Genomic DNA, 25,148 nt, shown 5'->3' on the forward strand with positions numbered 1-25,148 from the left:
CTACGAGCTTCCGCGTGAGCTTGTCCACAAACTGGCCATCCGTGAAAGCACGCACCGTCCATGGGCCGTGAATCGCCCCTATTACGGGCTGCTGCAGATCCTTCCGGCCACTGCACGATCGATGGGATATAAAGGTAAAGCAGAAGGTCTTTTGGACGCGGAGACCAACCTTGAATTCGCGGGTAAGTACCTGCGCGGGGCCTGGCTGCTGTCTGACGGAGACCAGCAACGCGCGATCTTTCTTTATGCGAAAGGGTATTGGCCCGAGGCCAAAGCGCGAGGATTGCTGGTAGAAACAGGGCTCAAACCCGCGCCCTGACGGTAGTTAGCGTCAGTTTTTGCCTGAAAATTAGCACTTCAGGCGGGATAGTGACAAAAATGTTCTATTGAATATCACAATATCCTGAATAGCGCAGACAATTGATGCCTCTGCTTGTCAGGATTAAGAAAATATGATGTTCTGGTTGAGTGAGGTAACCGGGTTCCACTCTGTTTATATGTTTGCTCGACGACACCATCGGGCAGTTAAGATGGGCCGCAGCTGGTAGGCGCCGCATGGAAATTGTCGATCTGAGCACTCTGCCGGATTCAGAAGTTCGCTACACCGAATTTCTAAGGCAAATCTGTGACAAGCATGAAATGGACCATGCTGCTTATGCAGGCATGAACCCCGCCGCTGGATCTGTGGCTGGCTTTGTCACGTATGACGATGAGTGGACAGAGCATTACCAGAACCAGGGTCTGATCATGATCGACCCAACCATCCACATGGCACGCCGCAGTATTGCCCCCGTGGATTGGAGCCGCCTTGAACGCAGCCCCGATTTCCAGCGTGTATTCCGGGACGCCCATGATTTTGGCCTGCCCAGTCAAGGCGTTACGATCCCCGTACGTGGTCCGTATGGAGATATTGGGCTGCTCAGCGCAACCCGCGACTGCAGCAAGGAAGAGTGGCGCAAGCTCTACACCCACGTGATCAGCGATCTGCAATCCATGGCGGTACACATTCACGATAATGTCGTTTCATCGGATCAACTGACCAACGCGCTCTATCATCCAACCCTTTCGACCCGCGAAGCAGAGATCCTGCAATGGGTCGCAGCTGGCAAATCTCAGCAGGATATCGGCGATATTCTGTCGATTTCGCACCGGACCGTCGAAGTACACTTGCGTTCGAGTCGGGAAAAGCTTAGTGCCCTGACCACCCCGCAGGCTGTTGGGCGCGCGATTGCGATTGGGCTAATTACCCCAGGTTAATCAAAAAAAGCGCTTAATTTCGCCAAAATACGGGAAACCCCCAATAGAAAAATCCCCCAAGACCGGTAACGTCGTATTTACCGAACAACCACTCGAAGGGGGAAGAAATGATCATCGTGGTAGATGGCCTGAACAGACACATGTTCAGCGAAGTTCTTGACGAAATGTTCGAGTTGAGAGCGCGAGTATTTGGCGAACGTCTCGGATGGGACGTTAAAATAGAAGACGGAAAAGAAATCGACGAGTTCGATCATCTGGACCCGGCATATGTAATCGGACTCGACGATGAGGGGAATGTCGTCGCAGCCGTGCGTGCCCTCCAGACCACCGGCCCTCACATGTTGTCGGATGTCTTCTCGGCGATCCTTTGCGGCGAAGCACCGCTGCGCAGCGCGACCATGTGGGAATCCACACGCTTTTGCGTTGACACCCAGCGTCTCACTCGCGGCAAAGAAAAGAACTCGGTTTCTTACGCAACCTGCGAATTGATGATCGGCTCTTTGGAGTATGCCAAGAACGCCGGTATCCAGGACATCATCACCGTGATCGATCCGGTCATGGATCGGGTCCTGAAACGGTCGAACTGCGCCCCGTATGACTATGTCGGCAAAACTGTCCCAATGGGGAAAGTTCATGCACTGGCCGCTCTGCTCGATTGTACCGACGAACGCATCGCGGGACTGCGTGAGTTTGCAGACATTCACAACGATGTCTTCATCGACGAAGACGAAGCACTGGCCCTGTTTGCAGCCAAGAAGGCCGCAGCACAAAGCCCTGCCAATCAGGATCACAAACCACTGACTGATCTTGAAAAGTATTTTGTGGAACAGATGAGCGCCGCCAAGACAGAAGCTGAACGGCAAGATGTGCTGAGGCTGATCGAAACGCTCTCGAACACGTTCACACCAGAGCAGAAGACTGCTCTGCTACAAACCCCCCGTGCTTTTGCTCATGAGGCCTGACCCCCTCACCTCATAGGTACAAAAGCCACCCATGCGGAGCCGTCTGATTAGCAGGCGGCTCCGTTTTTTTTATGCCCTTCGGGAATGGGCGGAAGAGGATTACTCCTCTTCCAGCGCCTCAACGGCTTTTTGCAGATCGTCTTTGCTCACGTCTTTTTCGCTGACCTGAGCCAGCTCGAACACATAGTCGACAACCTTGTCTTCGAAGATCGGCGCACGCAGCTGTTGCTGCATCTGTGCGTTCTGCTGCACGAACTCAAAGAACTGACGCTCTTGACCCGGGTACTGGCGCGCCTGGTTCATGATCGCCTGAGTCATTTCCGCGTCGGTCACTTCAACCTCGGCCTTCTGGCCCAGTTCGGCCAGCAGCAGGCCCAGACGCACGCGACGTTCGGCCAGCTTGGTGTGCTCTTCTGTGGGTTCAATCTCGCCGTGATCGTGGCCTTCCACATCCGGATTTTCCTCGTGGAACAGCTGATGTGCAATCTGCTTGGCTTCAGCTTCAACCAGCGATGGCGGCAGGTCGAACGACACTTTCTCGTCCAGCACGTCCAGCAGAGCACGTTTCATGACGGCACGCGAGGCGCCTGCATATTCTGCTTCCAGACGTTCCGAAATCTGCGTCTTCAGAGCGTCCAGATCTTCGGCACCGAACTTCATTGCCAGATCGTCATTGACCTCTGCTGCCACCGGCTCTTTCACCTCTTTGATGGTGCAGGTGAATACAGCGTCTTTGCCGGCCAGGTGCTCGGCACCGTATTCCGCGGGGAAGGTCACGTTGACGTCTTTGACTTCTTCCGCCTTCACACCAACCAACTGCTCTTCGAAGCCGGGGATGAAGCTGTTTGAGCCCAGTACCAGAGGGTATTCTTCAGCCGAACCGCCGTCGAATTCTTCGCCGTCAACTTTGCCAACGAAATCAAAAACGATCTGGTCGCCGTCTTTCGCCTTCGAGCCTTTGCGGCGCGCTTTGAAATCCTGCGCGGTTTCAGCCAGGTTGTTCAGCGCTTCTTCCACAGCCGCGTCGTCCGCCTTGACCACCAGCTTCTCCAGCTCGACGGATTTCAGGTCAACCTCGGGGATCGCAGGCAGTGCCTCATAAGACATGGCCACTTCAACGTCGTCGCCTTCTTTCCAATCTTCATTGGTCATCTTGACTTCGGGCTGCAGCGCAGGGCGGTCACCGCTGTCTTCAAAGTGCTTGTTCATCGCACCATCGATGCTTTCCTGCATCGCTTCGCCCAGCAGGCGTTGACCGAACTGCTTTTTCAGCAGCGCCATCGGCACCTTACCTTTGCGGAAACCTTTCATTTCGATTTCCGGCTGCGCTTCGGTCAGCTTTTCATTGACCTTGTCGTCCAGCTCGGCTGCGGTCACAACGATGTTGTAGCCGCGTTTCAGACCTTCGTTCAGCGTCTCTGTAACCTGCATTATGGTAGTCCCCATAGGATTCGGGGCGCGCAAAAAGGGCGCGCCGGGCAAATTTGACGCCTTCTATTTGCCCTGCAGCGTACGTGCAAGGGGCAAAGCCAGAATCCACCGGTATTTGATCGTCTATCCACCAAAAAAAGAACGCCCCGGAAACCGGGGCGCTCGTGTTTAAATCAGTCTTGGCCGTCAGAACTTCCAGCGTGCGCCCAAAACCCATGCTTCGTTGTTGTCAAAGGACGAGCCGTCATCAAAGTCGTGGTTGCGGTACTTCAGATAAACATCTGTGTTGATCGCTTCGACCTTCTGAACAACTGCAATACCCCAGGCCTTGGTGTCCGACCCGTTGCTGTTGAAATCCGAACCGTCGTAGTAATCTACACCGACACCCGTCTTACCCCAGGCGATCCAATTTCCTTCGTATGAGATCTTGCCATACCAGTAATTCGGATCCGTCGCCCCGGCCTGATCATCGTCACGCGTACCGCCAGCAATTGTAAATCCCAACCCGCTGGGCAGAAGGACAGACGCCGAACCGATCGTGTCCTTGCGATCGCCGGAATTGTCGTCACGGTCGCGCACCGAATAGGCAACAGCTGCCGCGAATTCCACACCACCGGCAAAGGTGTTTTCATAGAAAAGACCAACGTCATAGTAGTCATCGTCATCGCTGCTGGACAGAATGTTCTGCCCATAGGCAAAGCCAGCCGAGAACCCGTTGAAAGTTGGTGTGTCATACCGCACGCGCCCACGGCGCGAGCCGTCAAAGTTGCTGGAGCTGTCGCCAACCGTGATACCGCTCAGCAGTCCTGCCGTGTCGCGATAGAAGAAGCCCGCGTTTTCGTCGTTGGTAAACGAATACAGCGCTGTACCGACATATGACAGATCCACCTCAGCGGCGCCGTCAGCGACCATACTTCCCTGCCCCGCCGAAAACTTGCCGTACCCACCTTTCAGCGAGAAATCCACATGACGAATGTCTTCTCGATTCCAGCCATCAGCGTTTGTTCCAAATTGATCGGCAGACGCCGAACCCGGCAGACCAAGTCCTGTTTCGAACCAAAACTGGAACTCATTGCTGCCATAAGGCTGCATAAGGCGCAGACCCACGCGGCTGTTCGACAAGTCGTTGTCGAGGACCCGCGTCTCGGTGTCCTGCCCGTCATCGACCGAAATCAGAGCTGGGTGCAGTTGTCCATAAAGCAGCACATAACCGCCGGTGTTGTTTTCATATTTCAGCTCTGCTGCAGCAGGAATTGCCGCCGTTGCAGTCAGCGCAGCGGCAGCGGAAAGGGTTTTGATTTTAGAAGTCATTTCACTCACCATGGATGGTTCGGGCGTTACACCCCGTCCAATTGATCATTGAGCACCGACGTTCCAGATGCCCGCGCACTGTCTCGTAAAGGAATTGCAAATTCGCAACACAGAACGCAGAGGCTATGAGAATTTTATAATGTATTTCATTTGCTTAAACACATCACCGCCAGCCCGTTTCGGAGGTGCCCAAAAAAACTTTGCCGTCCGCCCGTGCGTCTGGCAAACACTCACTCTGCACGCACGCAAGTTCGATCGGCGGAAGTCTGCCGATCCGGTGAGGAATGGGCCATTCCCCGCCAACACACTCAAATATTCATCTTTCTAAACACGTCAGGTAGCTGTTCCGGCAAATCCTCGGCAATCAGGCCGGGCCCAAATTGCAGCGCGCATTCCACATGCAGCCACGCGGCAGTCTCGGCGGCTTGTTTCGGTGTAAATCCGCGCGCCAGCAACCCGGTGATGAAACCCGCCAGCACATCGCCAGCCCCAGCGGTCGCCAACCAGGGGGCCGCCCTTTCGTACGACGCCAAGTTGACCGAACATCGCCCATCAGGTGCCGCAATCACCGTATCCGACCCCTTGAACAGAACCACACACCCAGCGCGTTTTGCCGCCGCCCGCGTTGCATCAACTTTGGAATAGGCCGGGCCCTTTGTCGGCGCAGCTTTCAAATTGTCCGCAATGTCGGGGAAAAGCCGCGCAAACTCCCCCCCATGCGGGGTGAGCACGCAGTTTTCGTGTACCTGCGCGAACAAAGCATCGGGGTCGTCCGAAAAGGCCGACAACGCATCCGCATCCAACACCGTCGCACGACGCGCCGCCAAGGCCACCGGCACCAGTTCACGCGCGCGTTCCACTCCCAGCCCGGGCCCAAGACAGAGGGCATTGAAGCGCGGGTCAGCCAGAACCTCGACCAATCCATCTTTTCCCTTAACGCGCTGCAACATGAGCGCGGTGGTATGACTGGCCACTTCCAACACCGCCGCAGGCGGCACACCCAATGTCACCAGCCCCGCGCCAATCCGCAACGCACCCCGCGCTGCCAGTCGCGCCGCACCGGTTTTACCGACCCCTCCGGACAAGATAAGAGCGTGGCCGTGAGAGTACTTGTGGCATTCTGTGTCCTTCGACAAACTCCCCCAGTCGGCAGCAGCTATTTGGACAATCTGGTTGCTTTTCGCTGTTTCTAGCCCAATCGATTTTGTTTGCACCTTACCGCAGGACATTGGACCATCGCCCAAAACATGCCCGACCTTTTTGCTGTGAAACGTGACCGTCAAGTCGGCAACAATGACGTTACCCAGAACGCGACCACTATCAGCGCACAAGCCGCTTGGCGTATCGATCGCGACGACCTTTACGCCGCGATCCCGCAGCAAAGCTCTTGTCTCTGTATTTGCCAATAATGAAAACACACCTGTAAACGGTCGGGTGAGACCGGTTCCGAACGCCCCATCAACAACCAGATCAATGTCCTTAGGAAACTTGAGGTATTCCGCATCGAACGGGCCAGCGTCGACCTTGAACACATTAACGTCGCCCTCATCCAGCCACCGCTCATCATTCACCCGCGCATCGGGCGGCAGCCTCTCTGGGTCGCCATACAGAAAGACCACAACGTCCCAACCCAGCTCCCGCAATAGCCGGGCTACAACAAAACCGTCGCCACCATTGTTGCCCGGTCCGCACAGGACCGCAGCGCGCAAGGGATCCCCTTCATCTGGCCCCAAATACCTCGGGGAGCGCGAGGGGCTGGCCCCTCGCCTGTCCAACTCCGGCCACTCCTCGAAAATTGCCTCAACTACACCCTGCCCGGCCCGCTCCATCAGCTCTAGACCCGTCACCGCACCGGATTCGATGGCAGCCTGCTCAATGGCCCGCATCTGCGCTGCTGTCAGCAATTCCGTCATCCCGCACCCTCATTCGATTCAATTCTGATTACTTTTTGAGCAACACGCCCATAATTTAGCACGCCGCCAGATTTCGATGCATCCCAACCTGCCCAAATCCGCAATCACATTGCCGCCCGATCTTAGACGTGATCACTGCCCCTGAGACAACCATTCAAGGTGAGCCGGGATGAAAAAGATCGAAGCGATCATCAAGCCGTTCAAACTGGACGAAGTGAAAGAGGCATTGCAGGACGTGGGCGTCCAGGGCCTCAGCGTGATCGAGGTCAAAGGCTTCGGTCGTCAGAAAGGCCATACCGAGCTGTATCGCGGTGCCGAATATGTCGTCGACTTTCTGCCCAAAGTGAAGGTCGAGGTCGTGCTGGACGATGATCAGGTCGATGCCGCCATCGAAGCCATCGTTTCGGCCGCCAAGACCGACAAGATCGGTGATGGCAAGATCTTCGTCTCGCCCGTCGAACAAGCCATCCGTATCCGCACCGGCGAGACCGGTTCGGACGCACTATAACCCTCCAATCTTCAAGTCAGAGGAATCTAGAGAATGAGCAAGGACGCAGTTCTTAAGCTGATCAAGGACGAAGACGCAGAATACGTCGACATCCGCTTCACCGACCCGCGCGGCAAGCTTCAGCACGTGACCATCATGGCCGATCAGGTCGACGAGGACTTTCTGGAAGAAGGCTTCATGTTCGATGGTTCTTCCATTGCCGGTTGGAAGTCGATCGAAGCATCCGACATGAAACTGATGCCTGACACCGACAGTGCTTATGTCGATCCGTTCTACGCAGAAAAAACCATCTGCGTTCACTGCTCGGTTGTTGAGCCCGACACCGGCGAGGCATACGAGCGTGACCCGCGCGGCACCGCTCAGAAAGCCGAAGCCTACCTGAAATCATCGGGTATTGGTGACGTCGCCTACATGGGCCCTGAAGCCGAATTCTTCCTGTTTGACGACGTTCGTTTCTCGAACAGTATCAATAAGGTATCCTACGAAGTTGATGCAACTGACGCGTCGTGGAACACCGACACCGAGTACGAGATGGGCAACATGGGCCATAGGCCGGGCGTCAAGGGCGGTTACTTCCCTGTAAATCCCATCGACGAGTCACAGGACCTGCGGTCGGAAATGCTGTCGACCATGAAGCGTCTGGGCATGAAAGTCGACAAGCACCACCACGAGGTTGCTTCGTGCCAGCACGAACTGGGTTTGATCTTCGACAGTCTGACCAAGCAGGCCGACGAGCTGCAGAAATACAAGTACGTCATTCACAACGTAGCCCACGCCTACGGCAAATCGGCGACCTTCATGCCGAAGCCGATCGCGGGTGACAACGGCACAGGCATGCACGTGAACATGTCGATCTGGAAAGACGGCAAACCTCTGTTCGCTGGCGACAAATACGCCGACCTGTCGGACGAAGCGCTGTACTTCATCGGCGGCATCCTGAAGCACGCCAAGACCCTGAACGCCTTCACCAACCCGGCGACCAACAGCTACAAGCGCCTGATCCCGGGTTTTGAGGCTCCTGTTCTACGCGCCTACTCGGCTCGTAACCGTTCGGGTTGTGTCCGTATTCCGTGGACCGAAAGCCCGAAAGCCAAGCGCGTCGAAGCCCGCTTCCCCGACCCGGCCGCAAACCCTTATCTGGCGTTTGCCGCGCTTCTGATGGCCGGTCTGGACGGCATCAAGAACAAGATCGATCCGGGCGAAGCCATGGACAAGAACCTGTACGATCTGCCTGCCGAAGAACTGGCGGACATCCCGACCGTCTGCGGCAGCCTGCGCGAAGCTCTGGAAGCTCTGGCTTCGGATCACGACTTCCTGCTGCAGGGCGACGTGTTCACCAAAGACCAGATCGATGGCTACATCGCACTGAAGATGGAAGAGGTCGAAACCTACGAGCATACCCCGCATCCGGTTGAATACGGCATGTATTACAGCTGCTAAACCGGACCTGGGTTTACATCTGCAAGGGCGTCCAATCGGGCGCCCTTGTCTTTTCTACCGGTAGGATTTGACGTGTCACTCGAGTTTCAACAAACTCAATAAGACACTCCCAACCGGAGACAACAGTATGGCCTTCAGCACTTCACCTTTTTCGAAATACTCAAATTTCGTGACATCCGAAAAAGAACTGCGCCAGATTTCCGGCACCCCTCTGCCGCAGATTATTGCCAAAGAACTCTCTGAACTGGACCAGATGTGCCGCGACTTCATCGCTACCTCGCCCTTTTGCCTGATCGCCTCGGCCAACCCGGATGGATATTTGGATATTTCGCCTCGCGGGGATCCTGCCGGTTTTGTTCAGGTCTTGTCCGAAACACTGATCGCAATCCCGGACCGTCCGGGCAACAAGCGCGTGGATACCTTCCACAACGTTCTCAAAGACCCGCGCGTGAGCGTGATTTTCTTTGTTCCCGGCAAGATGGAGACACTCAGACTACGAGGCGAGGCCCGGATCTGCGCGGACCCGCAGCTGCTTGAGAAAATGGCCGTTGGTGGTCACGCCCCCAAACTGGTGCTGCTGATCCACGTTCATACGGCGTTTGCGCATTGTCCCAAATGCGTCATCCGCTCAAACTTGTGGCAGCCCGACGCGTGGCCGGATGCGTCGAACCTGCCGAGCATGAACGCCATGATGGTGAAACATGCGCGCATCAAGGCCACCCCGGACGAATGGTTCGAAACGCTAAAGGAAAAAGGAGAGTTGGACCTCTACTAGTTTCTTTTCCGAACTTATGCTCCACGCTACGCTGGCTTCAGACTTCATCTCAAACGGATTGTGCCCATGTTTCGCCTTGCAGCTATCCTCGCTTTGTCACTGACCTCGCCTGTTTTGGCCGCGCCCTGCGGGAACACCAGCGCCGGGTTTGAAGCGTGGAAAGCCGATTTTGCGAAACAGGCACGTAAAGCCGGGGTCAAGAAAAAGGGGCTGCAAGCGCTGTCGCAGACACAATACGCAACGCGCACCATTGCGGCAGATCGCAATCAGAAAAGCTTTAAATACTCGCTGGACAAATTCATGCGGGTTCGCGGGGCAGACACAATCGTCGCGCAAGGGCGTAAACGCAAAGCCGCCAACCCCAATTATTATGCAGCCTTCGAGCGCCAGTATGGTGTGCCAGCTGGTGTGCTGATCGCCATTCATGGCATGGAAACCGGCTTTGGCAACTTCATGGGTGATAGCCAGATTGTTTCCGCAATAACCACTCTGGCTTATGATTGTCGCCGATCCGAGTTCTTTATTCCCCATGCAATTGGGGCACTGAAACTGGTGGACATGGGCAGTATCACAATGGCGACAAAAGGGGCAAAACATGGCGAATTGGGCCATACCCAATTTCTGCCAGGCAATGCCCTGACCTATGGGGTCGATGCCACCGGTGACCGGCGGGTGGATTTCTACAATATGACGGATGCTCTGGCCTCGACCGCGAATTTTCTTCGTAAGAAAGGGTGGAAACCGGGTCGCGGCTACCAGCCCGGCGAACCAAATTTTCGCGTTTTGCAGCAGTGGAACGCGGCCTCTGTGTATCAGCAATCCATTGCCATCATGGCCGCCCGAATCGATCAATAGCGTCGCCGCACGGAAAACACGCACCACACTCGTTTTCGCCACATTTCCGCCACAGTGACAAACAAAAGCCTTTAGTTTCTTGGTTTCCAAAGTGTAATCAATCGCAGGAAAATTTCGTTTTTTTGCATTTTTCGCCAAATTCTCCCCCAGAACGGTTGCTAGAGTGTTTGTCGAACAAAGCTTGAATAAGGACAAAGCAGTGGCTCGGAAGCATAGCTACCATGGCGGTCTGCAATTTGATGGTGACGCAGCCGGCGCGCTCGAGCGTTTTGGAACCATCGTTGCGACAACGCTTGAGGACTACGGCCATCTGGTCGAGCGCAAGGCGCTGCTCAGCTATTCCGAGGCCAGCATCGTCTCGAGCCAATATCTGGTTCGGCTGACGCTGGATACAGGCACACCCGAGCAGGAAGACCGTTACGAGCGCATGGATCGCGCCGCGGGGCTAAAAACCATAACAAAGCCCCGCGTCTCGCATCCTCAGAACCGGCTTGTGCTGTCAGTCACCCCCGTGTCGCCGTTGCTGGATGATTCTGAAATCTCAGAACTGATGCTGGTGGTCATTTTGTATCGCATGGTCGACATCTGCTCGACCCGGCGGGTTGAATGGCTTTCGCCGCACACGGTACTGACGGTCGAACAGTTTATGAGCGCGTTTGACACCCTGACCCCAAGTCGCGAAACGCGAGACAGAAAACAGATTTTTCAGTCCCTGACGGGTCAGTTCGCCGGTGTCAGAATGCCCGAACTTGAGGATAACATCACTGCCCTGCATGCTCCGACAGCTCGCCCGATCCAGCTTACGGATGAACAATTGCTCAGCATCGCTTTCCGAAGCGAAGATGCGGCTCCGACTGATCAGGCAGCACCCAATGCCGAAGTCGCGGCGGATGACGAACGACCAAGCGATATTCTGCGTCTCAGCAGCTGGTGTATGACAGGCGTTCTGGCCAGCGTTTCTGCACCGATCGCCCTGTCAATGGCCGCAGTCAACCTGATCCGAGGCGAAGATTTCCGTCTCAACACCCAAGTGCTGGTGTTCACTTTTGCGATTGTCGCGCTGAATGCCAGCAATGCGTTTGCCGACGTAGCAAACGCATTGGGCATGTAACCAAATTACCAAGACCCTCCTTGGAGGCCCCGCCGTCAGGCGGGGTTTTCCATTTCTGCAACCGCGTGCGCAGCCAGAACATACGTATGAATGGAAAACACGACCGCATTCGTCTTGGGCAGGCGCAATAGAGTTTGCCGCTCGCTCCGTAGATAAGAGTTCTTTTGCCGGTCCCGAATTTCCCGCGGTGCGTGGACACTGCGCGGCTGAAACAGCTCGGGGTCTTCGTACCAGAGGGCATTGAAACGCCACAAAGGACGACCGGGCTGAATACCATCGAACAGCCGCTGTACCCGCTTCGCGATATTGCTGTCATAGCTTGCGACTGGCACGTGAATGTCGATCAGTGGCCGCATGAATTTTTCGGACAAGCGCCAGCTGGCTGGAAAGCACAGGATCGCGCCGGTCAGAACATGCTCGTCCCCGTGCTTTTGAAGAATACAGAAGTCTTCCTGCACCAGCCTGCACAACGTATCCAACGGCTGACTGCGGTCGATAGGAACCATTGCACCATCGGGCCTGACAACCGTCTCCTCAGCTGAGGGGTAGACTTGGGCCAACACCAGATCCAGTAACTCGCGCGCGGCGGGTTCGGCTTGTGGATCAAGGGCCAGAACGTCGTCTCGATGGTTAAAAAGCAGCTCTTCACGACGTTGCATCTGACCAGAAAATGCCTCGTCCTGATGCAGCCAGTTATCTAATGTCGTCGGCTGTATGCCCGGCAAGGCACGCGGGTTTCGGACATCGTATGGAATTGTGTTTTGCAGAATCTGCCTCATGACAAAGGCTTAGCATGCCCCAGACGACGTGTCGGTCGAAAACGACTACCTCGCGGTCGCATTTTTTTCAGACGCTGTAGATCGGCACATTAGTTTTGCCAAAGCACAAAACGAGGCCAGCCATGAATCATCACTACAGAGACACGCGCAAGATTGATCCCAGCAAAGGCGCAACTTTGGGTGACGGCACTCCAAACGACAATGATCGGATTGAGATCGGACCGACGCAGCTGGCTTTTGACGAATGGGCCGCTGCCGGGCTGGAATTGCCTAACCTGACCCGTATGCGGGAACATCGCTGGAAGCGGCTGACGCAAGCTGTTGTGGATCGCGGGTATGGCGGCGTGCTGATGTTTGATCCGTTGAACATTCGCTATGCGACCGACAGCACAAATATGCAGCTGTGGAATACACACAACCCGTTCCGTGCTGTGTTGCTGTGTGCCGATGGGTACATGGTGATTTGGGACTACAAGAACTCTCCCTTCCTCAGCACGTTCAACCCCTTGGTGCGTGAACAACGCTCAGGCGCCGATCTGTTTTACTTCGACCGAGGCGACAAGGTCGACGTGGCAGCGGATGTGTTCTCGAATGAAGTCCGGGTGCTGATCAAAGAACACAGTGGTGGCAACAAGCGACTTGCCGTCGACAAGATCATGCTGCACGGCCTGCGCGCGCTTGAAGCGCAAGGATTCGAGGTCATGGAAGGCGAAGAACTGACCGAAAAGACTCGTGCCATCAAAGGACCGGACGAAATCCTTGCCATGCGCTGCGCCAGTCACGCATGCGAGACAGCGGTGGCTGAAATGGAGAAATTTGCCCGTGCCAATGTAGGCAATGGGAAAACCTCGGAAGATGATATCTGGGCTGTCCTGCATGCAGAAAACATCAAGCGCGGCGGGGAATGGATCGAAACGCGCCTTCTCGCCTCGGGCCAGCGTACCAACCCGTGGTTTCAGGAATGCGGCCCACGGATCACTCAGCAGAACGAGATCATCTCGTTCGACACCGATTTGATTGGATCCTACGGAATTTGCATCGACATTTCCCGCAGTTGGTGGATTGGCGATCAAAATCCACGTGCGGACATGGTTTACGCCATGCAGCACGCGCATGAACACATCATGACCAATATGGAGATGCTCAAGCCCGGCGTAATGATCCCGGAACTGACGGCAAATTCCCACAGGCTGGACGACAAGTTTCAGGCGCAAAAATACGGCTGCCTGATGCACGGCGTGGGCCTGTGTGACGAGTGGCCGCTGGTGGCCTATCCCGATCAGGCGGTCGAAGGGTCGTACGACTATGCGTTGGAACCCGGAATGGTTCTGTGTGTCGAGGCTTGCGTTGGTGAGGTTGGTGGTGACTTCAGCATCAAGCTTGAAGATCAGGTTCTCATTACCGAAGACGGCTATGAGAACCTGACAAAGTACCCGTTTGATGCGCGTCTAATGGGCGCAGAGTGAGGCTAACACCTCACTTTGACCAATGCGACCGGCGGACATTGCCGTGCCAGTCTTCCAGGATCGGTTCGTCTTGAACCTGTGGCCCGCTCAAGTTTGCGGGCCAGGACTGTCCAGCGACAAAACCTGTGACACCGGCAAGTAGCAACGCGATGATCCACAGCGGGTGCATCACAGGGGTGCGGGTGGCGAATTCTGCGTGTGACATGGGTATCTCCTTGGTCGACAGCTTCGATCCTTAGATGTGTCCAAGTGGTATATAAGTAAAATGAATGTTTGATTGGTATACCTTCACAATGCGTGATGCATTGAGTAGAGGTCAGCAGGACAACCCCCTCAGATCGCAGGCTCGGCCAGAGGATGTTTCACAGGTGAGAAAACACGCACAAAGTTCTCACCTTCACGTGACGCAACTGACATAAGGGTTGAGACCGGACCAACATAAACCCAGTATTGTCGGTGTTCCCCCAACCCATTCAAGGAGCCGACATGCCCACGGAACGCATTACCTTTGCCGGACATGACGGCAGCCAACTGGCCGCGCGTCTTGACCTGCCGGACGGTCCGGTGCTGGCGACAGCGCTCTTTGCCCATTGCTTTACCTGTTCCAAGGATATCCCAGCAGCCCGGCGCATATCTGCCCGACTGGCCGCCATGGGGATTGCGGTTCTGCGTTTTGACTTTACCGGGCTGGGCCATTCCGAGGGAGAGTTCGCCAACACGACCTTCACCTCGAATATCGAAGACCTGATTGCCGCTGCGCAATACCTGGCTGGGCGGGACATGGCCCCGGCCCTGTTGATCGGACATTCGCTGGGCGGCGCAGCCGTTCTGCGTGCACGGGCGGGCATTCCGTCGATTAAAGCCGTGGTGACAATCGGGGCACCGGCAGACCCAAGCCATGTCTCGCATCATTTCGAAGACGCTTTACCGCAGATTGAACAGGATGGCAGCGCCGAAGTCACTTTAGGCGGGCGTCCTTTCCGCATTGGCAAAGCCTTTGTAGATGACATTGCGCAATCTGCCCTCTCGGAGTCAATTGCCGAGCTCAAAGCAGCGTTGTTGATCCTTCACGCACCGCGGGATGAAACTGTCAGCATCGATAACGCCAGCACGATCTTTCTGGCGGCAAAACATCCCAAAAGCTTTGTGACTCTCGACAATGCCGATCACCTGATCACACGTGCTGAGGATGCCGAATATGCGGCTGATGTGATAACCGCTTGGGTTTCGCGCTATGTAAAACTATGCCCACCCGCCCCACCACCCGGGGCCCCGGAAGGCGTTGTGCGCGTTACCGAGGCTGACTCAAGCGGCTTCATGCAGGATATTCAGGCCGGACCCCATCACCACGCAGTCGCGGATGAGCCGGTCTCATATGGCGGTACAGACAAGGGTATGTCCCCTTACGGGTTTGTATCCGCTGGTCTGGGCGCTTGCACATCCATGACGATCCGGATGTACGCACGGCGCAAACGCTGGCCTTTGACAAATGTCAGTGTTGATGTCTGTCACGACAAAGTCCATGCGCAGGATGCAGGTCTGGCCAATGAGGGCAAAGTGGATCAGTTTCGTCGGAAAATCCGGCTGACCGGTCCGCTGGATCAGGCGCAAAAACAGCGCTTGCTTGAGATTGCAGACAAATGCCCGGTGCACCGAACACTGGAAGGTTCCGCCCATATCACAACCGAGCTTCTGCCGTAAAAAAGGCCGCCTGTCTGGCGGCCCTGATTTTTAGCGGCGCGGTGATGGCCGGTGAATGGGCGGCCGTGCTGTAGGCGGGCGCGCCGTTGGCGGTCTTGGCCGTGCAGGCGGTTTGGCAACCGGTGGCTTTGGGCGTTCAGGACGAACCGGGCGGTCGGGCCGGTTTGGTCGATCTGGGCGGTCGACGTTGATATTAACGTCTCGGCGGTAGTAATCGTTCCAGAGCATCGAGTCGTAGAACGGGTCGTACCCATATCCATACCCAACACCAACCGAGACACCGTCACAGGCCGACAAGCCAAAGCTTGCTGCCCCCAGCCCAAGTGCAAGAGAAATCCGTCTGATCATCTGTAAGTTCATCGCACCCTCTCCCTACTGAAGCGACCGGAACGACGCGAAAACTGCGTTCAGATCATCAGCATAGTCCGGATTCGCACCATCGCGCAGGATGGCCACGGCAACTGCAACGCGGCCTCGTGGCAGATCAATGAGCGTCGCTGTAAAGCTCACTCCTCTGCCTTCGCGGCGTCCGGTGCCCCGGAACACCTTTGCTGGCAATCCTCCGATGCGCATGTCGCTGGTGCTTGTGATGGTGGGGTCGTTGACCAGAAACTTATCAATATCCTGCAAATAGCGGACGCCATCCTGAATGGATGCAACCCCTTCGGGTGAAACAAAGCCCATCCAGACTGTATCGTCTGTCACCGGGCGCATCCCCATGACGCGGGACACGCCACGCGTATCACCCAGCTCTGAATCTTCGATCTCTCGCGGGCCGCCAGTGCGTAGCACCCAAAAGTCAGGGACACTAAAACTAAACAACGAACGACCATCTTCTGTGTACGTCACCGGAGTATCGGCCGTCACTGACGCGGCCCCGCTCAGCCAAACAGCAGCACATGCGGCAAGCAATGAACCTGAAAATAAACGCATATCTCAATAACCTGATGATTTCCTCAAACGCAGCTTGACCCTTCAAGGCGCAGTTTGTCCAGTACCGGCACTTATAGGCCGGGTGGATCGCGACGCCGCATGGCCGCTTTCAAAGCGCCTTAGCCGTCGCCAACGGGTCTTCAGATCAGCTAAATGCGCCCGCTTATTTATTGCACGTAAACGCCGTCTGTCTGGCCGCCAGCATCATCGACGAACCGGATCGTATCCTCATTGCGAAAGACGTCGTAGCAGGCCCACAAGTCTGAAGGCGGCCAGATCGAGCAATACTGATCCTCGCGCACGGCCCAGCGCCCGGCGCTTGGCCCACCCGAGAAGTACTGCGTGCTCATGCTGGCCTCGAAAGTTTGCCAAACCCCTGCACCATATTCGAGCTTCTTATCTGTCAGCGCGGCCAGGATTTCGTCGCCCGACAATTTCTGAAAGCCATCTGCGGCCAAAACACCCGGCCAAAGGGCTAAAATCAGGGCAAACCGTCTCATACGCGTTCTCTCGTCTTGTTACCTGCCGCACACGGGGCTAAACCCCGCGCCAACGCCTCATCCCAATCACAAAAAGGTGCTGCCGCCAATGATTCCTCGTTATTCCCGCCCTGACATGGTTGCCATCTGGTCGCCCGAGAGCAAGTTCCGCATCTGGTACGAGATCGAGGCGCATGCTTGCGATGCCATGGCCGATCTGGGCGTCATCCCGCGCGAAAATGCCGAGGCCGTGTGGAAAGCCAAAGACGTGGAGTTCGACGTAGCCCGTATTGAAGAGATCGAGGCTGTCACCAAACACGATGTCATCGCCTTCCTGACCCATCTGGCCGAGCATGTGGGCAGCGAAGAAGCCCGTTTTGTGCATCAGGGCATGACCAGTTCCGACGTGCTGGACACCTGCCTGAACGTACAACTGACCCGCGCCGCTGATATCCTGATCGCCGATCTTGAAGGTCTGTTGGCCGCCCTCAAGCGTCGCGCGATTGAACATAAGGACACTGTGCGCATCGGTCGTAGCCACGGTATCCATGCCGAGCCGACCACGATGGGCCTGACCTTTGCTCGTTTCTACGCTGAAATGGACCGCAACCTGTCGCGGATGCGGGACGCTCGCGCTGAAATCGCCACCGGCGCGATCAGCGGGGCGGTTGGCACCTTCGCCAATATCGATCCGCGCGTCGAAGAACATGTCTGCGACCAGATGGGGTTGGTGCCTGAACCAATCAGCACGCAAGTCATCCCGCGTGACCGCCACGCCGCGTTCTTTGCAACCTTGGGCGTCATCGCCAGCAGCATCGAAAACATCGCCATCGAAATCCGCCACATGCAGCGGACCGAGGTGTTGGAAGGGGCCGAGTTTTTCTCGATGGGTCAGAAGGGTTCTTCGGCCATGCCGCACAAAAAGAACCCGGTTCTGACCGAGAACCTGACAGGTCTTGCGCGCATGGTCCGCGCGGCCGTGATCCCTGCGATGGAAAACGTTGCGCTTTGGCACGAGCGCGATATTTCGCATTCTTCAGTTGAACGTATGATCGGGCCGGATGCGACGATCACGCTCGACTTTGCACTGGCCCGACTGACCGGCGTTATCGACAAAATGCTGATCTTCCCCGAGAACATGATGGAGAACATGAACAAGTTCCCCGGACTTGTCATGAGCCAGCGCGTTCTGCTGGCGCTGACCCAAGCCGGGGTCAGCCGTGAGGACGCATATGCCATGGTGCAACGCAACGCGCTGAAGGTCTGGGAACATCGCACCGACTTCAAACAAGAGCTGCTGGCAGACGCGGACGTCACCGCTGCGCTCAGCCCGGAAGAAATCGAAGAGAAATTCGACCTTGGCTATCACACCAAGCATGTCGATACGATCTTTGCCCGAGTGTTTGGCGAATAATTTTCAATCCGATTGATCACTTCAAGGGGCCCGGTTCGCACACAGCGATCCGGGCCTTGTTCTTTTGCCAGTTCATCGAAAATCGGTTATCTTGGCCCTGCATCCCCGAACAGGAGAACCTCGATGATCCGGACTTTGATTTGCGCACTGGCCCTTGGCTGCTCAGCCTCTGTCGCCTTGGCCTGCAGCGCCCACACCGAACAAACGCAGTCCTGCGCGCCGGGAACACAATGGGACGCCGAAGCCCATAGCTGCGTAAAAACCGTCAATAGCTAAGGTTTTTCTTTCCTACTTGTGAATAAAAGCGAGGGCGCGGTTGTTAGCCTTTTATCAAATCGCGCTATGCTTGATCAGAGCAGCCCAGAGAACGGAGTAGGAAAATGCGCCTTGTTTTAGTTTCAGCTATTGTCCTTCAGGCTTTTGCCTTCGCACCGGCCTTGTATGCGGCTGGCGGTGGTGGCAGCACCACGACCCCGCCAAAACCAACAAACACGACCAAGAAGTGCCTCTTTGGCCGCGTCTACGACAAGGATGCGGGGCGTTGTGTCAAACCGAACAAAACCAATTTCACAGAAGATGAACTTTACGACGCTGTGCGCGAACTAGCCTATGACGGGCAATTCGAGAACGCTCAGAAAATTCTGCGCATCATGGATCAGGACGATGATCGCGTCCTGACCTATTGGGGCTTCACATACCGCAAAATGGGTGAGCTTGAACTGGCTAACGTCTTCTACACCAACGCTATCGACTCCAACCCCGACAATATCCTCGCCCGCAGTTACATGGGGCAGGGCTTTGTCGCCGAGGGCAGAACCGATCTGGCGATCGCGCAATGGCGCGAGATCAAAGCCCGTGGTGGGGAAGGAACCTGGGCCGAGGCATCGCTGCGCGAAGCCATCCGTACCGGGCTGACCTATAACTACTAAACTTCAAGGTTATTTAACCCGATTCTCCGTAATCTGCCTGTGGTTCAGAAATTTGGCACCACAGGCAGATGCAAGACACAAACGCATTGATACAAGCGGCACCCGGGGCATCCGCTCCGCTTGCCACTGGACATGACGACAAACCGCGGCTTGTTCCCAGGACGTTGACCAGCCGCCAGAAGGCTGCGGTTGTTGTACGCCTTTTGCTCAACGAAGGCGCAGATCTTCCTTTGGAAGAACTGCCGGATGATCTGCAAGAAAAACTGACACACCAGCTTGGTGAGATGGGTCTGGTGGATCGCGTAACACTGGATGCCGTGGCGCAGGAATTCAGCGAGGCTTTGGATAACCTCGGGCTGGCGTTTCCGCACGGGCTGGCTGGGGCGCTGGATGCAGTAACCGGCAAGATTGCTCCCAAAACGGCGGCCCGCCTACGTAAGGTGGCGGGTGTGCGTCAGATTGGCGACCCATGGCAAAGGCTGCGCGACATCCCTGTCGAGGATCTTGCCGTCATGGCTCAGGCGGAAAGCACCGAAGTGGCTGCCGTGATGCTGTCCAAAATGGACACTGCTCAGGCCGCTCAAATGCTGGGTCATATGCCCGGCCCGGTGGCCCGTCGGATCACATACGCGGTTTCAAAGACGGCAAACGTCACTCCCGAAGCGGTCGAGCGGATTGGCTGGTCTTTGGCTGCGCAACTGGATCAGCGCCCGGCTCAGGCCTTCGATGACGGCCCGGGCGCGCGTGTCGGCGCGATCCTGAACCAGTCTGCGGCTGCAACGCGTGACGATTTACTAAATGCGCTGGACGAAGATGACGCTGCCTTTGCCGATCTCGTGCGTCAGTCAATCTTTACATTCGCCCACATCTCCAGCCGTATCGCAGCCCGCGATGTTCCCGCCATAATGCGTGAAGTGGACCAACCTGTTCTGGTGACCGCTTTGACCGGGGCAGCCGCGGATGATGACAAAGCATCGGTCGAGTTTCTTTTGTCCAACATCTCGTCCCGCATGGCGGACAATCTTCGCGAAGAGATGGGCGAACGTGGACGCGTCAGGCAATCTGAAGCTGAAGACGCGATGACACAGGTGGTTGGCGCCATTCGGGCACTGGCTGATGCTGGAACAATCGCTTTGGTCGAACCCGAGGATGAGGGCGAATAGCACTTAAGCCAGGTATTTGCGCCACAACCCGTCCACTTTGTGCGTTAACTTGCTGAACGCTTGAGCTTGCCCAAATCGGCCTGTATGTCTGGCAAAGAAATACGCAATACGCGGTGAGACGCCTCCATGCCCGTCGAAAAGTCAGAGCTCAGCAAGTTTGAGCTTGGAAAATACTATGTCGCCAATCTGTTCCTTCAGGGGGTTATCGGGGCAATGCGCCTGCTTCCGTACGAACGGCGCATTGCGACTATGGGCGCGATCATGCGATCACTGGCCCCGGTAGTTGGTTTTCGCACACGTATCCGCCGCAATCTGAAGCTGACCTGCCCTGACCTGTCCGACGCCGAGGTTAAAAAGATCTGCCGTGATGTGCCGGACAATGCAGGTCGGGCGATCATGGAGCATTTTTCACCAGAAGGCTTCACCGAGCGTCAGAGCACAGCAAAGATTTCAGGCCCAGGCATTGCCGCCTTTGATGCGGCAGTCGCCGAAGGGCGTCCGGTCATGATGATTACTGCGCATTTTGGCCACTATCTGGCCGCGCGCATTGCCCTGCAAAAACACAGCGGTCAACCAATCGGCTGCCTGTATCGCAGGATGGCAAACCCCTATTTCAACGACGCATACGTAGAAGCCTTCTACAAGACCGGTGCCCCCATGTTCGAGCAAGGACGTCGTGGGATGGTAGAAATGGTGCGCACGCTGAAAAAGGGTGGGATCATTGCCATCGTGTCAGATCTTCATGCGATGGGGGGCGAAGAGCTTATGTTTTTCGACAAACCCGCCGTGACGTCTGTTTTGAACGCTGAACTCGCGATGAAATACAAGGCGGAACTCATCCCTTGTTATGCGGTGCGCCAACCCAATGGCATAGATTTTGAGATCATTCTGCACGATCCGGTTCCGCATACCGACCCGAAAACCATGACCCAGTTCACCAATGATGACCTTGAGAAGATGGTCCGCCAGCATATGGGGCAATGGTTCTGGATTCACCGCCGCTGGAAGCACTGGAACGGGCTTGGCATTGCTCCGGACGAGATGCCCTGATCACTTCACGCGCGTTGCTGCAACAATAGGGCCGTGGCCTGCGCGTTGCACCAAAACAACCGCTGGAAGGTCTGATCCAAGTTGGGCTGAAAACGTTTGTGGCGCGTTACCATCCCATTGCCCTGCGATCTGCCAAGTTTCGACCACATTGGCATAGTCCAGTTCGTGACCAGCCAACTCTCCACGGCGGATCGAGGCATGGCGCATCGGTGAATACTGGACGACACGAATGTCATAGGCCTCACCCTCGGGCAATTCCACGGGGACGACATCCACAGTCACTTCATCTGCAGTCCGGGTTGCGATCACCGATGCCTCGGGCACCGCCTTAAGATGCGCATTGATCAGGCGGTCGAGCTCACGAGATTGCGCACCTACAATATCGTGCTGCCCGTTGATCACCATTTGCGGTGTATAGATCATCGAGCGCCCTGCTTCCCGGGCATAGGCACGCTGCCGTGCGGTGTGGTCCGGGTCAGCGTATTCGTCCTTCCACCCGATGTAGTCCCAATAGTCCACGTGCAGCGCCAATCCGATGACGTCATCCCGCTTGGCCAGATCATGCATCAACCGGTCCGCCGGGGGACAAGACGAACAGCCTTGTGACGTAAACAATTCAACCACCACAGGATCATCCTCGGCCGCGACAGAGGCAGCCAGAAAACAGGACATCAGGGCAGTCAAAATGGCGGGTCTGAACATAAGAACTCTCGATTCCGGCGGTTGGGTCTCAGCAATAGCTGCTTCGCTGTTCAACGACCAATCAAGGTTTCTTGAGGCGCAAGGGCACGCTTGCCTCGGAAATGTGTGCAATGGTATACAAAATAGATCCCTTTGCTCTTGTTCTTCCTTGAACGAAGGGGTTTGGTGATACAGATAACAGACAGCGAATCCCATTGCCCAAGTCATTTGAGAGGGAGGCCACTGATGCCCATCAGAGTCGGACAGGACACCGCCAAAACACGTCGCAGCCTGAGCGTGAACGGTAAATCCATTTCATATTATTCCATCCCCGCCGCCCAAGAGGCCGGTCTGGGCGATTTCTCGAAGCTGCCAGCAGCACTGAAAGTCGTGCTGGAAAACATGCTGCGGTTCGAAGATGACGGCTTTTCAGTCTCTGTCGAAGACATCAAAGCATTCGCCGAATGGGGTGCCAACGGTGGAAAGAACCCGCGTGAAATTGCGTACCGCCCTGCCCGCGTGCTGATGCAGGATTTTACTGGCGTTCCGGCAGTAGTGGACCTTGCGGCGATGCGCGACGGCATCAAGGGACTGGGCGGCGATGCGCAGAAAATCAACCCGCTGAATCCGGTTGATCTGGTCATCGACCACTCGGTCATGATTGACGAATTCGGCAATCCCCGCGCTTTTCAGATGAACGTGGACCGCGAATACGAACGCAATATGGAACGCTACCAGTTCCTGAAATGGGGCCAGTCGGCGTTCAACAATTTCCGTGTCGTGCCCCCCGGAACCGGTATCTGCCATCAGGTGAATCTGGAATATCTTGCGCAGACTGTCTGGTCAGACACAGACCAATACGGAGATGAGGTCGCCTACCCTGATACTCTGGTCGGTACTGACAGCCATACCACCATGGTTAACGGCATGGCCGTTCTGGGTTGGGGCGTCGGCGGCATCGAAGCCGAAGCCGCGATGCTGGGTCAGCCGATTTCGATGCTGATCCCCGAAGTTGTGGGTTTTGAACTGACGGGATCGATGGTCGAAGGCACCACCGGCACAGACCTTGTTCTCAAGGTCGTTGAAATGCTGCGCGAAAAGGGCGTCGTCGGTAAGTTCGTCGAGTTCTATGGCGAAGGACTGGATCGCCTGCCATTGGCCGACCGTGCGACCATCGCCAACATGGCACCGGAATACGGCGCGACCTGCGGCTTCTTCCCCATCGACGGCGAAACCCTTCGTTACATGCGCAACACCGGTCGCGACGAAGGTCGTCTGGCGCTGGTCGAAGCCTATGCCAAGGAAAACGGCCTCTGGCGCGACGCGGACTACGCTCCGATCTACACCGATACCCTGACACTGGACATGGGCACGATCGTTCCGGCGATCTCGGGCCCGAAACGCCCGCAGGACTATGTTGCCCTGACCGACGCCAAGGCGGCCTTTACCAAGGAAATGGCCGAAACATTCAAACGCCCTATGGGCAAACAGGTCGAGGTCAAAGGCGAAGAATACGGCATGGAGTCGGGCAAGGTCGTGATCGCTTCGATTACCTCCTGCACCAACACCTCGAACCCCTATGTGATGATCGGCGCCGGTTTGGTGGCGAAGAAAGCACATGAACTGGGCCTGAACCGTCAGCCCTGGGTCAAGACATCTCTGGCCCCCGGTTCGCAGGTCGTGTCTGAATACCTCGAGGCCGCCGGTCTGCAACAGCATCTGGACGCCATCGGGTTCAACCTTGTTGGTTATGGCTGTACCACCTGCATTGGGAACTCGGGTCCTATCCAGAAAGAAATATCAGAGGCGATTGCCGAGGGCGATCTGGTCGCCACGTCGGTCTTGTCCGGCAACCGCAACTTTGAGGGCCGTATTTCGCCGGACGTCCGTGCCAACTATCTGGCTTCGCCGCCGTTGGTGGTGGTTTATGCGCTGGCCGGCACGATGGATATTGACCTGACCTCGGAACCGATCGGACAGGACAAGGACGGCAATGACGTCTTCATGAAAGACATCTGGCCAACCCAAAGCGAGATCGCTGAACTGGTCGAGGCCACTGTGACCCGCGAAGCGTTTCAGTCAAAATACGCTGATGTCTTCAAAGGCGACGAGAAATGGCGCGGGGTCGAGGTTCCACAACAGGAAACTTATGACTGGCCGCCGACCTCGACCTATATTCAAAACCCACCCTATTTTCAGGGCATGGGTGCCGAACCGGGCACAATCTCGAATATCGAAGGGGCCAAGGTACTGGCAATTCTGGGCGACATGGTCACAACCGACCATATCTCTCCGGCTGGGTCATTTGCGACGACCTCGCCCGCTGGCCAGTATCTGATCGAACGGCAGGTGCAACCGCGTGAGTTCAACTCATACGGCTCGCGTCGTGGCAACCACGAGGTCATGATGCGCGGCACCTTCGCCAATATCCGCATCAAAAACGAGATGCTGGAGGGCGTCGAAGGCGGTTACACCAAGGGTCCGGATGGCGAACAGACCTCGATCTACGACGCGTCGATGGCCTATCAGGCGAACGGCACGCCGTTGGTGGTGTTTGGTGGCGAGCAGTACGGCGCGGGCTCAAGCCGCGACTGGGCAGCCAAAGGCACTGCGCTGCTGGGTGTGAAAGCCGTCATCGCCGAAAGCTTTGAGCGTATCCACCGGTCAAACCTGGTTGGAATGGGCGTCATTCCGTTTGAATTTACGGGGGGTGACACACGCAAGACGCTTGGACTGAAAGGGGATGAAACCGTCTCAATCCACGGATTGGATTCAGTTGAGCCCCTGCAAGAGGTGCCCTGCACAATCGTTTATGGCGACGGAAGTGAGAAAACCATCACCCTGAAATGCCGCATCGACACCGCACCCGAGATTGAATACATCGAAAATGGTGGCGTGTTGCACTATGTGCTGCGCAACCTTGCGAAGGCATCGTGACCAGACAGCATAACGTGCGAATTAACCCCCCGGCCAAGCGCCGGGGGTTTTGT

24 protein-coding genes are annotated in these 25,148 nt (G+C 56.2%); 15 read left to right on the plus strand and 9 right to left on the minus strand.

What is annotated here, in order from left to right; genetic code table 11:
* From AC2FNU_RS12200 to AC2FNU_RS12210, 3 genes are all read left to right on the plus strand, one after another.
* Positions 1-319 (plus strand): lytic transglycosylase domain-containing protein (locus AC2FNU_RS12200; RefSeq protein WP_496788425.1); only part of this gene is annotated, 319 nt, incomplete at its 5' end.
* Positions 320-555: 236 nt separating this feature from the next.
* A complete protein-coding gene (locus tag AC2FNU_RS12205) occupies positions 556-1,257 on the plus strand; it encodes an autoinducer binding domain-containing protein (protein WP_496788427.1) in 702 nt (233 codons plus the stop codon).
* 107 nt (positions 1,258-1,364) lie between these two features.
* Positions 1,365-2,219: an acyl-homoserine-lactone synthase gene (locus AC2FNU_RS12210; RefSeq protein ID WP_496788429.1), complete on the plus strand. Its 855-nt coding sequence runs from the start codon at positions 1,365-1,367 to the stop codon at positions 2,217-2,219.
* Between the two features lie 99 nt (positions 2,220-2,318).
* On the opposite strand, the gene tig is transcribed toward AC2FNU_RS12210, so the two are convergent.
* The 3 genes from tig to AC2FNU_RS12225 all read right to left on the minus strand — a co-directional run bounded on the left by tig (position 2,319) and on the right by AC2FNU_RS12225 (position 6,874).
* On the minus strand, positions 2,319-3,650 hold the full coding sequence (gene tig, locus AC2FNU_RS12215) for a trigger factor (RefSeq protein WP_496788497.1): 1,332 nt from the start codon (positions 3,648-3,650) through the stop codon (positions 2,319-2,321).
* A 186-nt stretch (positions 3,651-3,836) separates the two neighbouring features.
* Positions 3,837-4,961, minus strand: coding sequence for a porin (locus AC2FNU_RS12220; protein ID WP_496788431.1), 1,125 nt, complete (start codon positions 4,959-4,961; stop codon positions 3,837-3,839).
* A 308-nt stretch (positions 4,962-5,269) separates the two neighbouring features.
* Positions 5,270-6,874: an NAD(P)H-hydrate dehydratase gene (locus AC2FNU_RS12225; protein ID WP_496788434.1), complete on the minus strand. Its 1,605-nt coding sequence runs from the start codon at positions 6,872-6,874 to the stop codon at positions 5,270-5,272.
* Between the two features lie 169 nt (positions 6,875-7,043).
* On the opposite strand from AC2FNU_RS12225, the gene AC2FNU_RS12230 reads away from it, so the two are divergent.
* From AC2FNU_RS12230 to AC2FNU_RS12250, 5 genes are all read left to right on the plus strand, one after another.
* Positions 7,044-7,382, plus strand: a complete 339-nt coding sequence (locus AC2FNU_RS12230) for a P-II family nitrogen regulator (protein ID WP_050602105.1) — start codon at positions 7,044-7,046, stop codon at positions 7,380-7,382.
* A 33-nt stretch (positions 7,383-7,415) separates the two neighbouring features.
* Positions 7,416-8,822 (plus strand): type I glutamate--ammonia ligase, encoded by a 1,407-nt coding sequence (gene glnA, locus AC2FNU_RS12235; protein ID WP_496788436.1) that lies wholly within the window; start codon positions 7,416-7,418, stop codon positions 8,820-8,822.
* Between the two features lie 127 nt (positions 8,823-8,949).
* Positions 8,950-9,597, plus strand: coding sequence for an MSMEG_1061 family FMN-dependent PPOX-type flavoprotein (locus tag AC2FNU_RS12240; protein WP_496788438.1), 648 nt, complete (start codon positions 8,950-8,952; stop codon positions 9,595-9,597).
* Positions 9,598-9,663: 66 nt separating this feature from the next.
* Positions 9,664-10,452 (plus strand): lytic murein transglycosylase, encoded by a 789-nt coding sequence (locus tag AC2FNU_RS12245; RefSeq protein WP_171185852.1) that lies wholly within the window; start codon positions 9,664-9,666, stop codon positions 10,450-10,452.
* 199 nt (positions 10,453-10,651) lie between these two features.
* Entirely contained in the window at positions 10,652-11,563 is a 912-nt protein-coding gene (locus tag AC2FNU_RS12250) for a hypothetical protein (RefSeq protein ID WP_496788440.1), read from the plus strand.
* 35 nt (positions 11,564-11,598) lie between these two features.
* Here the strand turns inward: AC2FNU_RS12250 and AC2FNU_RS12255 are convergent, their stop codons facing one another.
* Positions 11,599-12,342: a heme-dependent oxidative N-demethylase family protein gene (locus AC2FNU_RS12255; RefSeq protein ID WP_496788442.1), complete on the minus strand. Its 744-nt coding sequence runs from the start codon at positions 12,340-12,342 to the stop codon at positions 11,599-11,601.
* Positions 12,343-12,464: 122 nt separating this feature from the next.
* On the opposite strand from AC2FNU_RS12255, the gene dddP reads away from it, so the two are divergent.
* The gene (gene dddP, locus AC2FNU_RS12260; RefSeq protein ID WP_496788446.1) at positions 12,465-13,808 is read left to right on the plus strand and encodes a dimethylsulfonioproprionate lyase DddP; all 1,344 of its coding nucleotides are present in this window, start codon (positions 12,465-12,467) and stop codon (positions 13,806-13,808) included.
* 10 nt (positions 13,809-13,818) lie between these two features.
* Here dddP and AC2FNU_RS12265 read toward each other — a convergent pair whose 3' ends face one another.
* The gene (locus AC2FNU_RS12265) at positions 13,819-14,013 is read right to left on the minus strand and encodes a hypothetical protein (RefSeq protein ID WP_496788448.1); all 195 of its coding nucleotides are present in this window, start codon (positions 14,011-14,013) and stop codon (positions 13,819-13,821) included.
* A gap of 281 nt (positions 14,014-14,294) precedes the next feature.
* On the opposite strand from AC2FNU_RS12265, the gene AC2FNU_RS12270 reads away from it, so the two are divergent.
* The gene (locus AC2FNU_RS12270; RefSeq protein WP_496788450.1) at positions 14,295-15,509 is read left to right on the plus strand and encodes a bifunctional alpha/beta hydrolase/OsmC family protein; all 1,215 of its coding nucleotides are present in this window, start codon (positions 14,295-14,297) and stop codon (positions 15,507-15,509) included.
* 30 nt (positions 15,510-15,539) lie between these two features.
* On the opposite strand, the gene AC2FNU_RS12275 is transcribed toward AC2FNU_RS12270, so the two are convergent.
* From AC2FNU_RS12275 to AC2FNU_RS12285, 3 genes are all read right to left on the minus strand, one after another.
* Positions 15,540-15,869 carry a hypothetical protein gene (locus tag AC2FNU_RS12275; protein ID WP_496788451.1) on the minus strand — a complete coding sequence of 110 codons (330 nt, stop codon included), beginning with the start codon at positions 15,867-15,869 and terminating at the stop codon, positions 15,540-15,542.
* Positions 15,870-15,881: 12 nt separating this feature from the next.
* Positions 15,882-16,442 (minus strand): hypothetical protein, encoded by a 561-nt coding sequence (locus AC2FNU_RS12280; protein WP_496788453.1) that lies wholly within the window; start codon positions 16,440-16,442, stop codon positions 15,882-15,884.
* A gap of 167 nt (positions 16,443-16,609) precedes the next feature.
* Positions 16,610-16,942: a hypothetical protein gene (locus AC2FNU_RS12285; RefSeq protein ID WP_496788455.1), complete on the minus strand. Its 333-nt coding sequence runs from the start codon at positions 16,940-16,942 to the stop codon at positions 16,610-16,612.
* A gap of 88 nt (positions 16,943-17,030) precedes the next feature.
* Between AC2FNU_RS12285 and purB the strand changes: the two genes are divergently transcribed.
* From purB to AC2FNU_RS12305, 4 genes are all read left to right on the plus strand, one after another.
* Positions 17,031-18,335, plus strand: a complete 1,305-nt coding sequence (gene purB / locus AC2FNU_RS12290) for an adenylosuccinate lyase (RefSeq protein WP_496788457.1) — start codon at positions 17,031-17,033, stop codon at positions 18,333-18,335.
* 380 nt (positions 18,336-18,715) lie between these two features.
* On the plus strand, positions 18,716-19,264 hold the full coding sequence (locus tag AC2FNU_RS12295) for a tetratricopeptide repeat protein (RefSeq protein ID WP_496788459.1): 549 nt from the start codon (positions 18,716-18,718) through the stop codon (positions 19,262-19,264).
* A 68-nt stretch (positions 19,265-19,332) separates the two neighbouring features.
* Positions 19,333-20,427, plus strand: coding sequence for a flagellar motor switch protein FliG (locus tag AC2FNU_RS12300; RefSeq protein ID WP_496788461.1), 1,095 nt, complete (start codon positions 19,333-19,335; stop codon positions 20,425-20,427).
* Positions 20,428-20,553: 126 nt separating this feature from the next.
* Positions 20,554-21,477 carry a lysophospholipid acyltransferase family protein gene (locus AC2FNU_RS12305; protein WP_496788463.1) on the plus strand — a complete coding sequence of 308 codons (924 nt, stop codon included), beginning with the start codon at positions 20,554-20,556 and terminating at the stop codon, positions 21,475-21,477.
* Here AC2FNU_RS12305 and AC2FNU_RS12310 read toward each other — a convergent pair whose 3' ends face one another.
* Entirely contained in the window at positions 21,478-22,179 is a 702-nt protein-coding gene (locus tag AC2FNU_RS12310; RefSeq protein ID WP_496788466.1) for a DUF1223 domain-containing protein, read from the minus strand.
* A 225-nt stretch (positions 22,180-22,404) separates the two neighbouring features.
* Between AC2FNU_RS12310 and acnA the strand changes: the two genes are divergently transcribed.
* On the plus strand, positions 22,405-25,095 hold the full coding sequence (gene acnA, locus AC2FNU_RS12315) for an aconitate hydratase AcnA (protein ID WP_496788470.1): 2,691 nt from the start codon (positions 22,405-22,407) through the stop codon (positions 25,093-25,095).
* Positions 25,096-25,148 lie beyond the last annotated feature (53 nt).

The sequence above is a fragment of the Ruegeria sp. BHSB064 genome (assembly GCF_059613205.1).

What these genes read in the sequence shown, in the direction of transcription:
- AC2FNU_RS12205 (WP_496788427.1), top strand. Translation starts at nt 556, where the DNA reads ATGGAAATTGTCGATCTGAGCACTCTGCCGGATTCAGAAGTTCGCTAC.
- AC2FNU_RS12210 (WP_496788429.1), top strand. Translation starts at nt 1,365, where the DNA reads ATGATCATCGTGGTAGATGGCCTGAACAGACACATGTTCAGCGAAGTT.
- tig (WP_496788497.1), bottom strand. Translation starts at nt 3,650, where the DNA reads ATGCAGGTTACAGAGACGCTGAACGAAGGTCTGAAACGCGGCTACAAC.
- AC2FNU_RS12220 (WP_496788431.1), bottom strand. Translation starts at nt 4,961, where the DNA reads ATGACTTCTAAAATCAAAACCCTTTCCGCTGCCGCTGCGCTGACTGCA.
- AC2FNU_RS12225 (WP_496788434.1), bottom strand. Translation starts at nt 6,874, where the DNA reads ATGACGGAATTGCTGACAGCAGCGCAGATGCGGGCCATTGAGCAGGCT.
- AC2FNU_RS12230 (WP_050602105.1), top strand. Translation starts at nt 7,044, where the DNA reads ATGAAAAAGATCGAAGCGATCATCAAGCCGTTCAAACTGGACGAAGTG.
- glnA (WP_496788436.1), top strand. Translation starts at nt 7,416, where the DNA reads ATGAGCAAGGACGCAGTTCTTAAGCTGATCAAGGACGAAGACGCAGAA.
- AC2FNU_RS12240 (WP_496788438.1), top strand. Translation starts at nt 8,950, where the DNA reads ATGGCCTTCAGCACTTCACCTTTTTCGAAATACTCAAATTTCGTGACA.
- AC2FNU_RS12245 (WP_171185852.1), top strand. Translation starts at nt 9,664, where the DNA reads ATGTTTCGCCTTGCAGCTATCCTCGCTTTGTCACTGACCTCGCCTGTT.
- AC2FNU_RS12255 (WP_496788442.1), bottom strand. Translation starts at nt 12,342, where the DNA reads ATGAGGCAGATTCTGCAAAACACAATTCCATACGATGTCCGAAACCCG.
- dddP (WP_496788446.1), top strand. Translation starts at nt 12,465, where the DNA reads ATGAATCATCACTACAGAGACACGCGCAAGATTGATCCCAGCAAAGGC.
- AC2FNU_RS12265 (WP_496788448.1), bottom strand. Translation starts at nt 14,013, where the DNA reads ATGTCACACGCAGAATTCGCCACCCGCACCCCTGTGATGCACCCGCTG.
- AC2FNU_RS12270 (WP_496788450.1), top strand. Translation starts at nt 14,295, where the DNA reads ATGCCCACGGAACGCATTACCTTTGCCGGACATGACGGCAGCCAACTG.
- AC2FNU_RS12275 (WP_496788451.1), bottom strand. Translation starts at nt 15,869, where the DNA reads ATGAACTTACAGATGATCAGACGGATTTCTCTTGCACTTGGGCTGGGG.
- AC2FNU_RS12280 (WP_496788453.1), bottom strand. Translation starts at nt 16,442, where the DNA reads ATGCGTTTATTTTCAGGTTCATTGCTTGCCGCATGTGCTGCTGTTTGG.
- AC2FNU_RS12285 (WP_496788455.1), bottom strand. Translation starts at nt 16,942, where the DNA reads ATGAGACGGTTTGCCCTGATTTTAGCCCTTTGGCCGGGTGTTTTGGCC.
- purB (WP_496788457.1), top strand. Translation starts at nt 17,031, where the DNA reads ATGATTCCTCGTTATTCCCGCCCTGACATGGTTGCCATCTGGTCGCCC.
- AC2FNU_RS12295 (WP_496788459.1), top strand. Translation starts at nt 18,716, where the DNA reads ATGCGCCTTGTTTTAGTTTCAGCTATTGTCCTTCAGGCTTTTGCCTTC.
- AC2FNU_RS12300 (WP_496788461.1), top strand. Translation starts at nt 19,333, where the DNA reads ATGCAAGACACAAACGCATTGATACAAGCGGCACCCGGGGCATCCGCT.
- AC2FNU_RS12305 (WP_496788463.1), top strand. Translation starts at nt 20,554, where the DNA reads ATGCCCGTCGAAAAGTCAGAGCTCAGCAAGTTTGAGCTTGGAAAATAC.
- AC2FNU_RS12310 (WP_496788466.1), bottom strand. Translation starts at nt 22,179, where the DNA reads ATGTTCAGACCCGCCATTTTGACTGCCCTGATGTCCTGTTTTCTGGCT.
- acnA (WP_496788470.1), top strand. Translation starts at nt 22,405, where the DNA reads ATGCCCATCAGAGTCGGACAGGACACCGCCAAAACACGTCGCAGCCTG.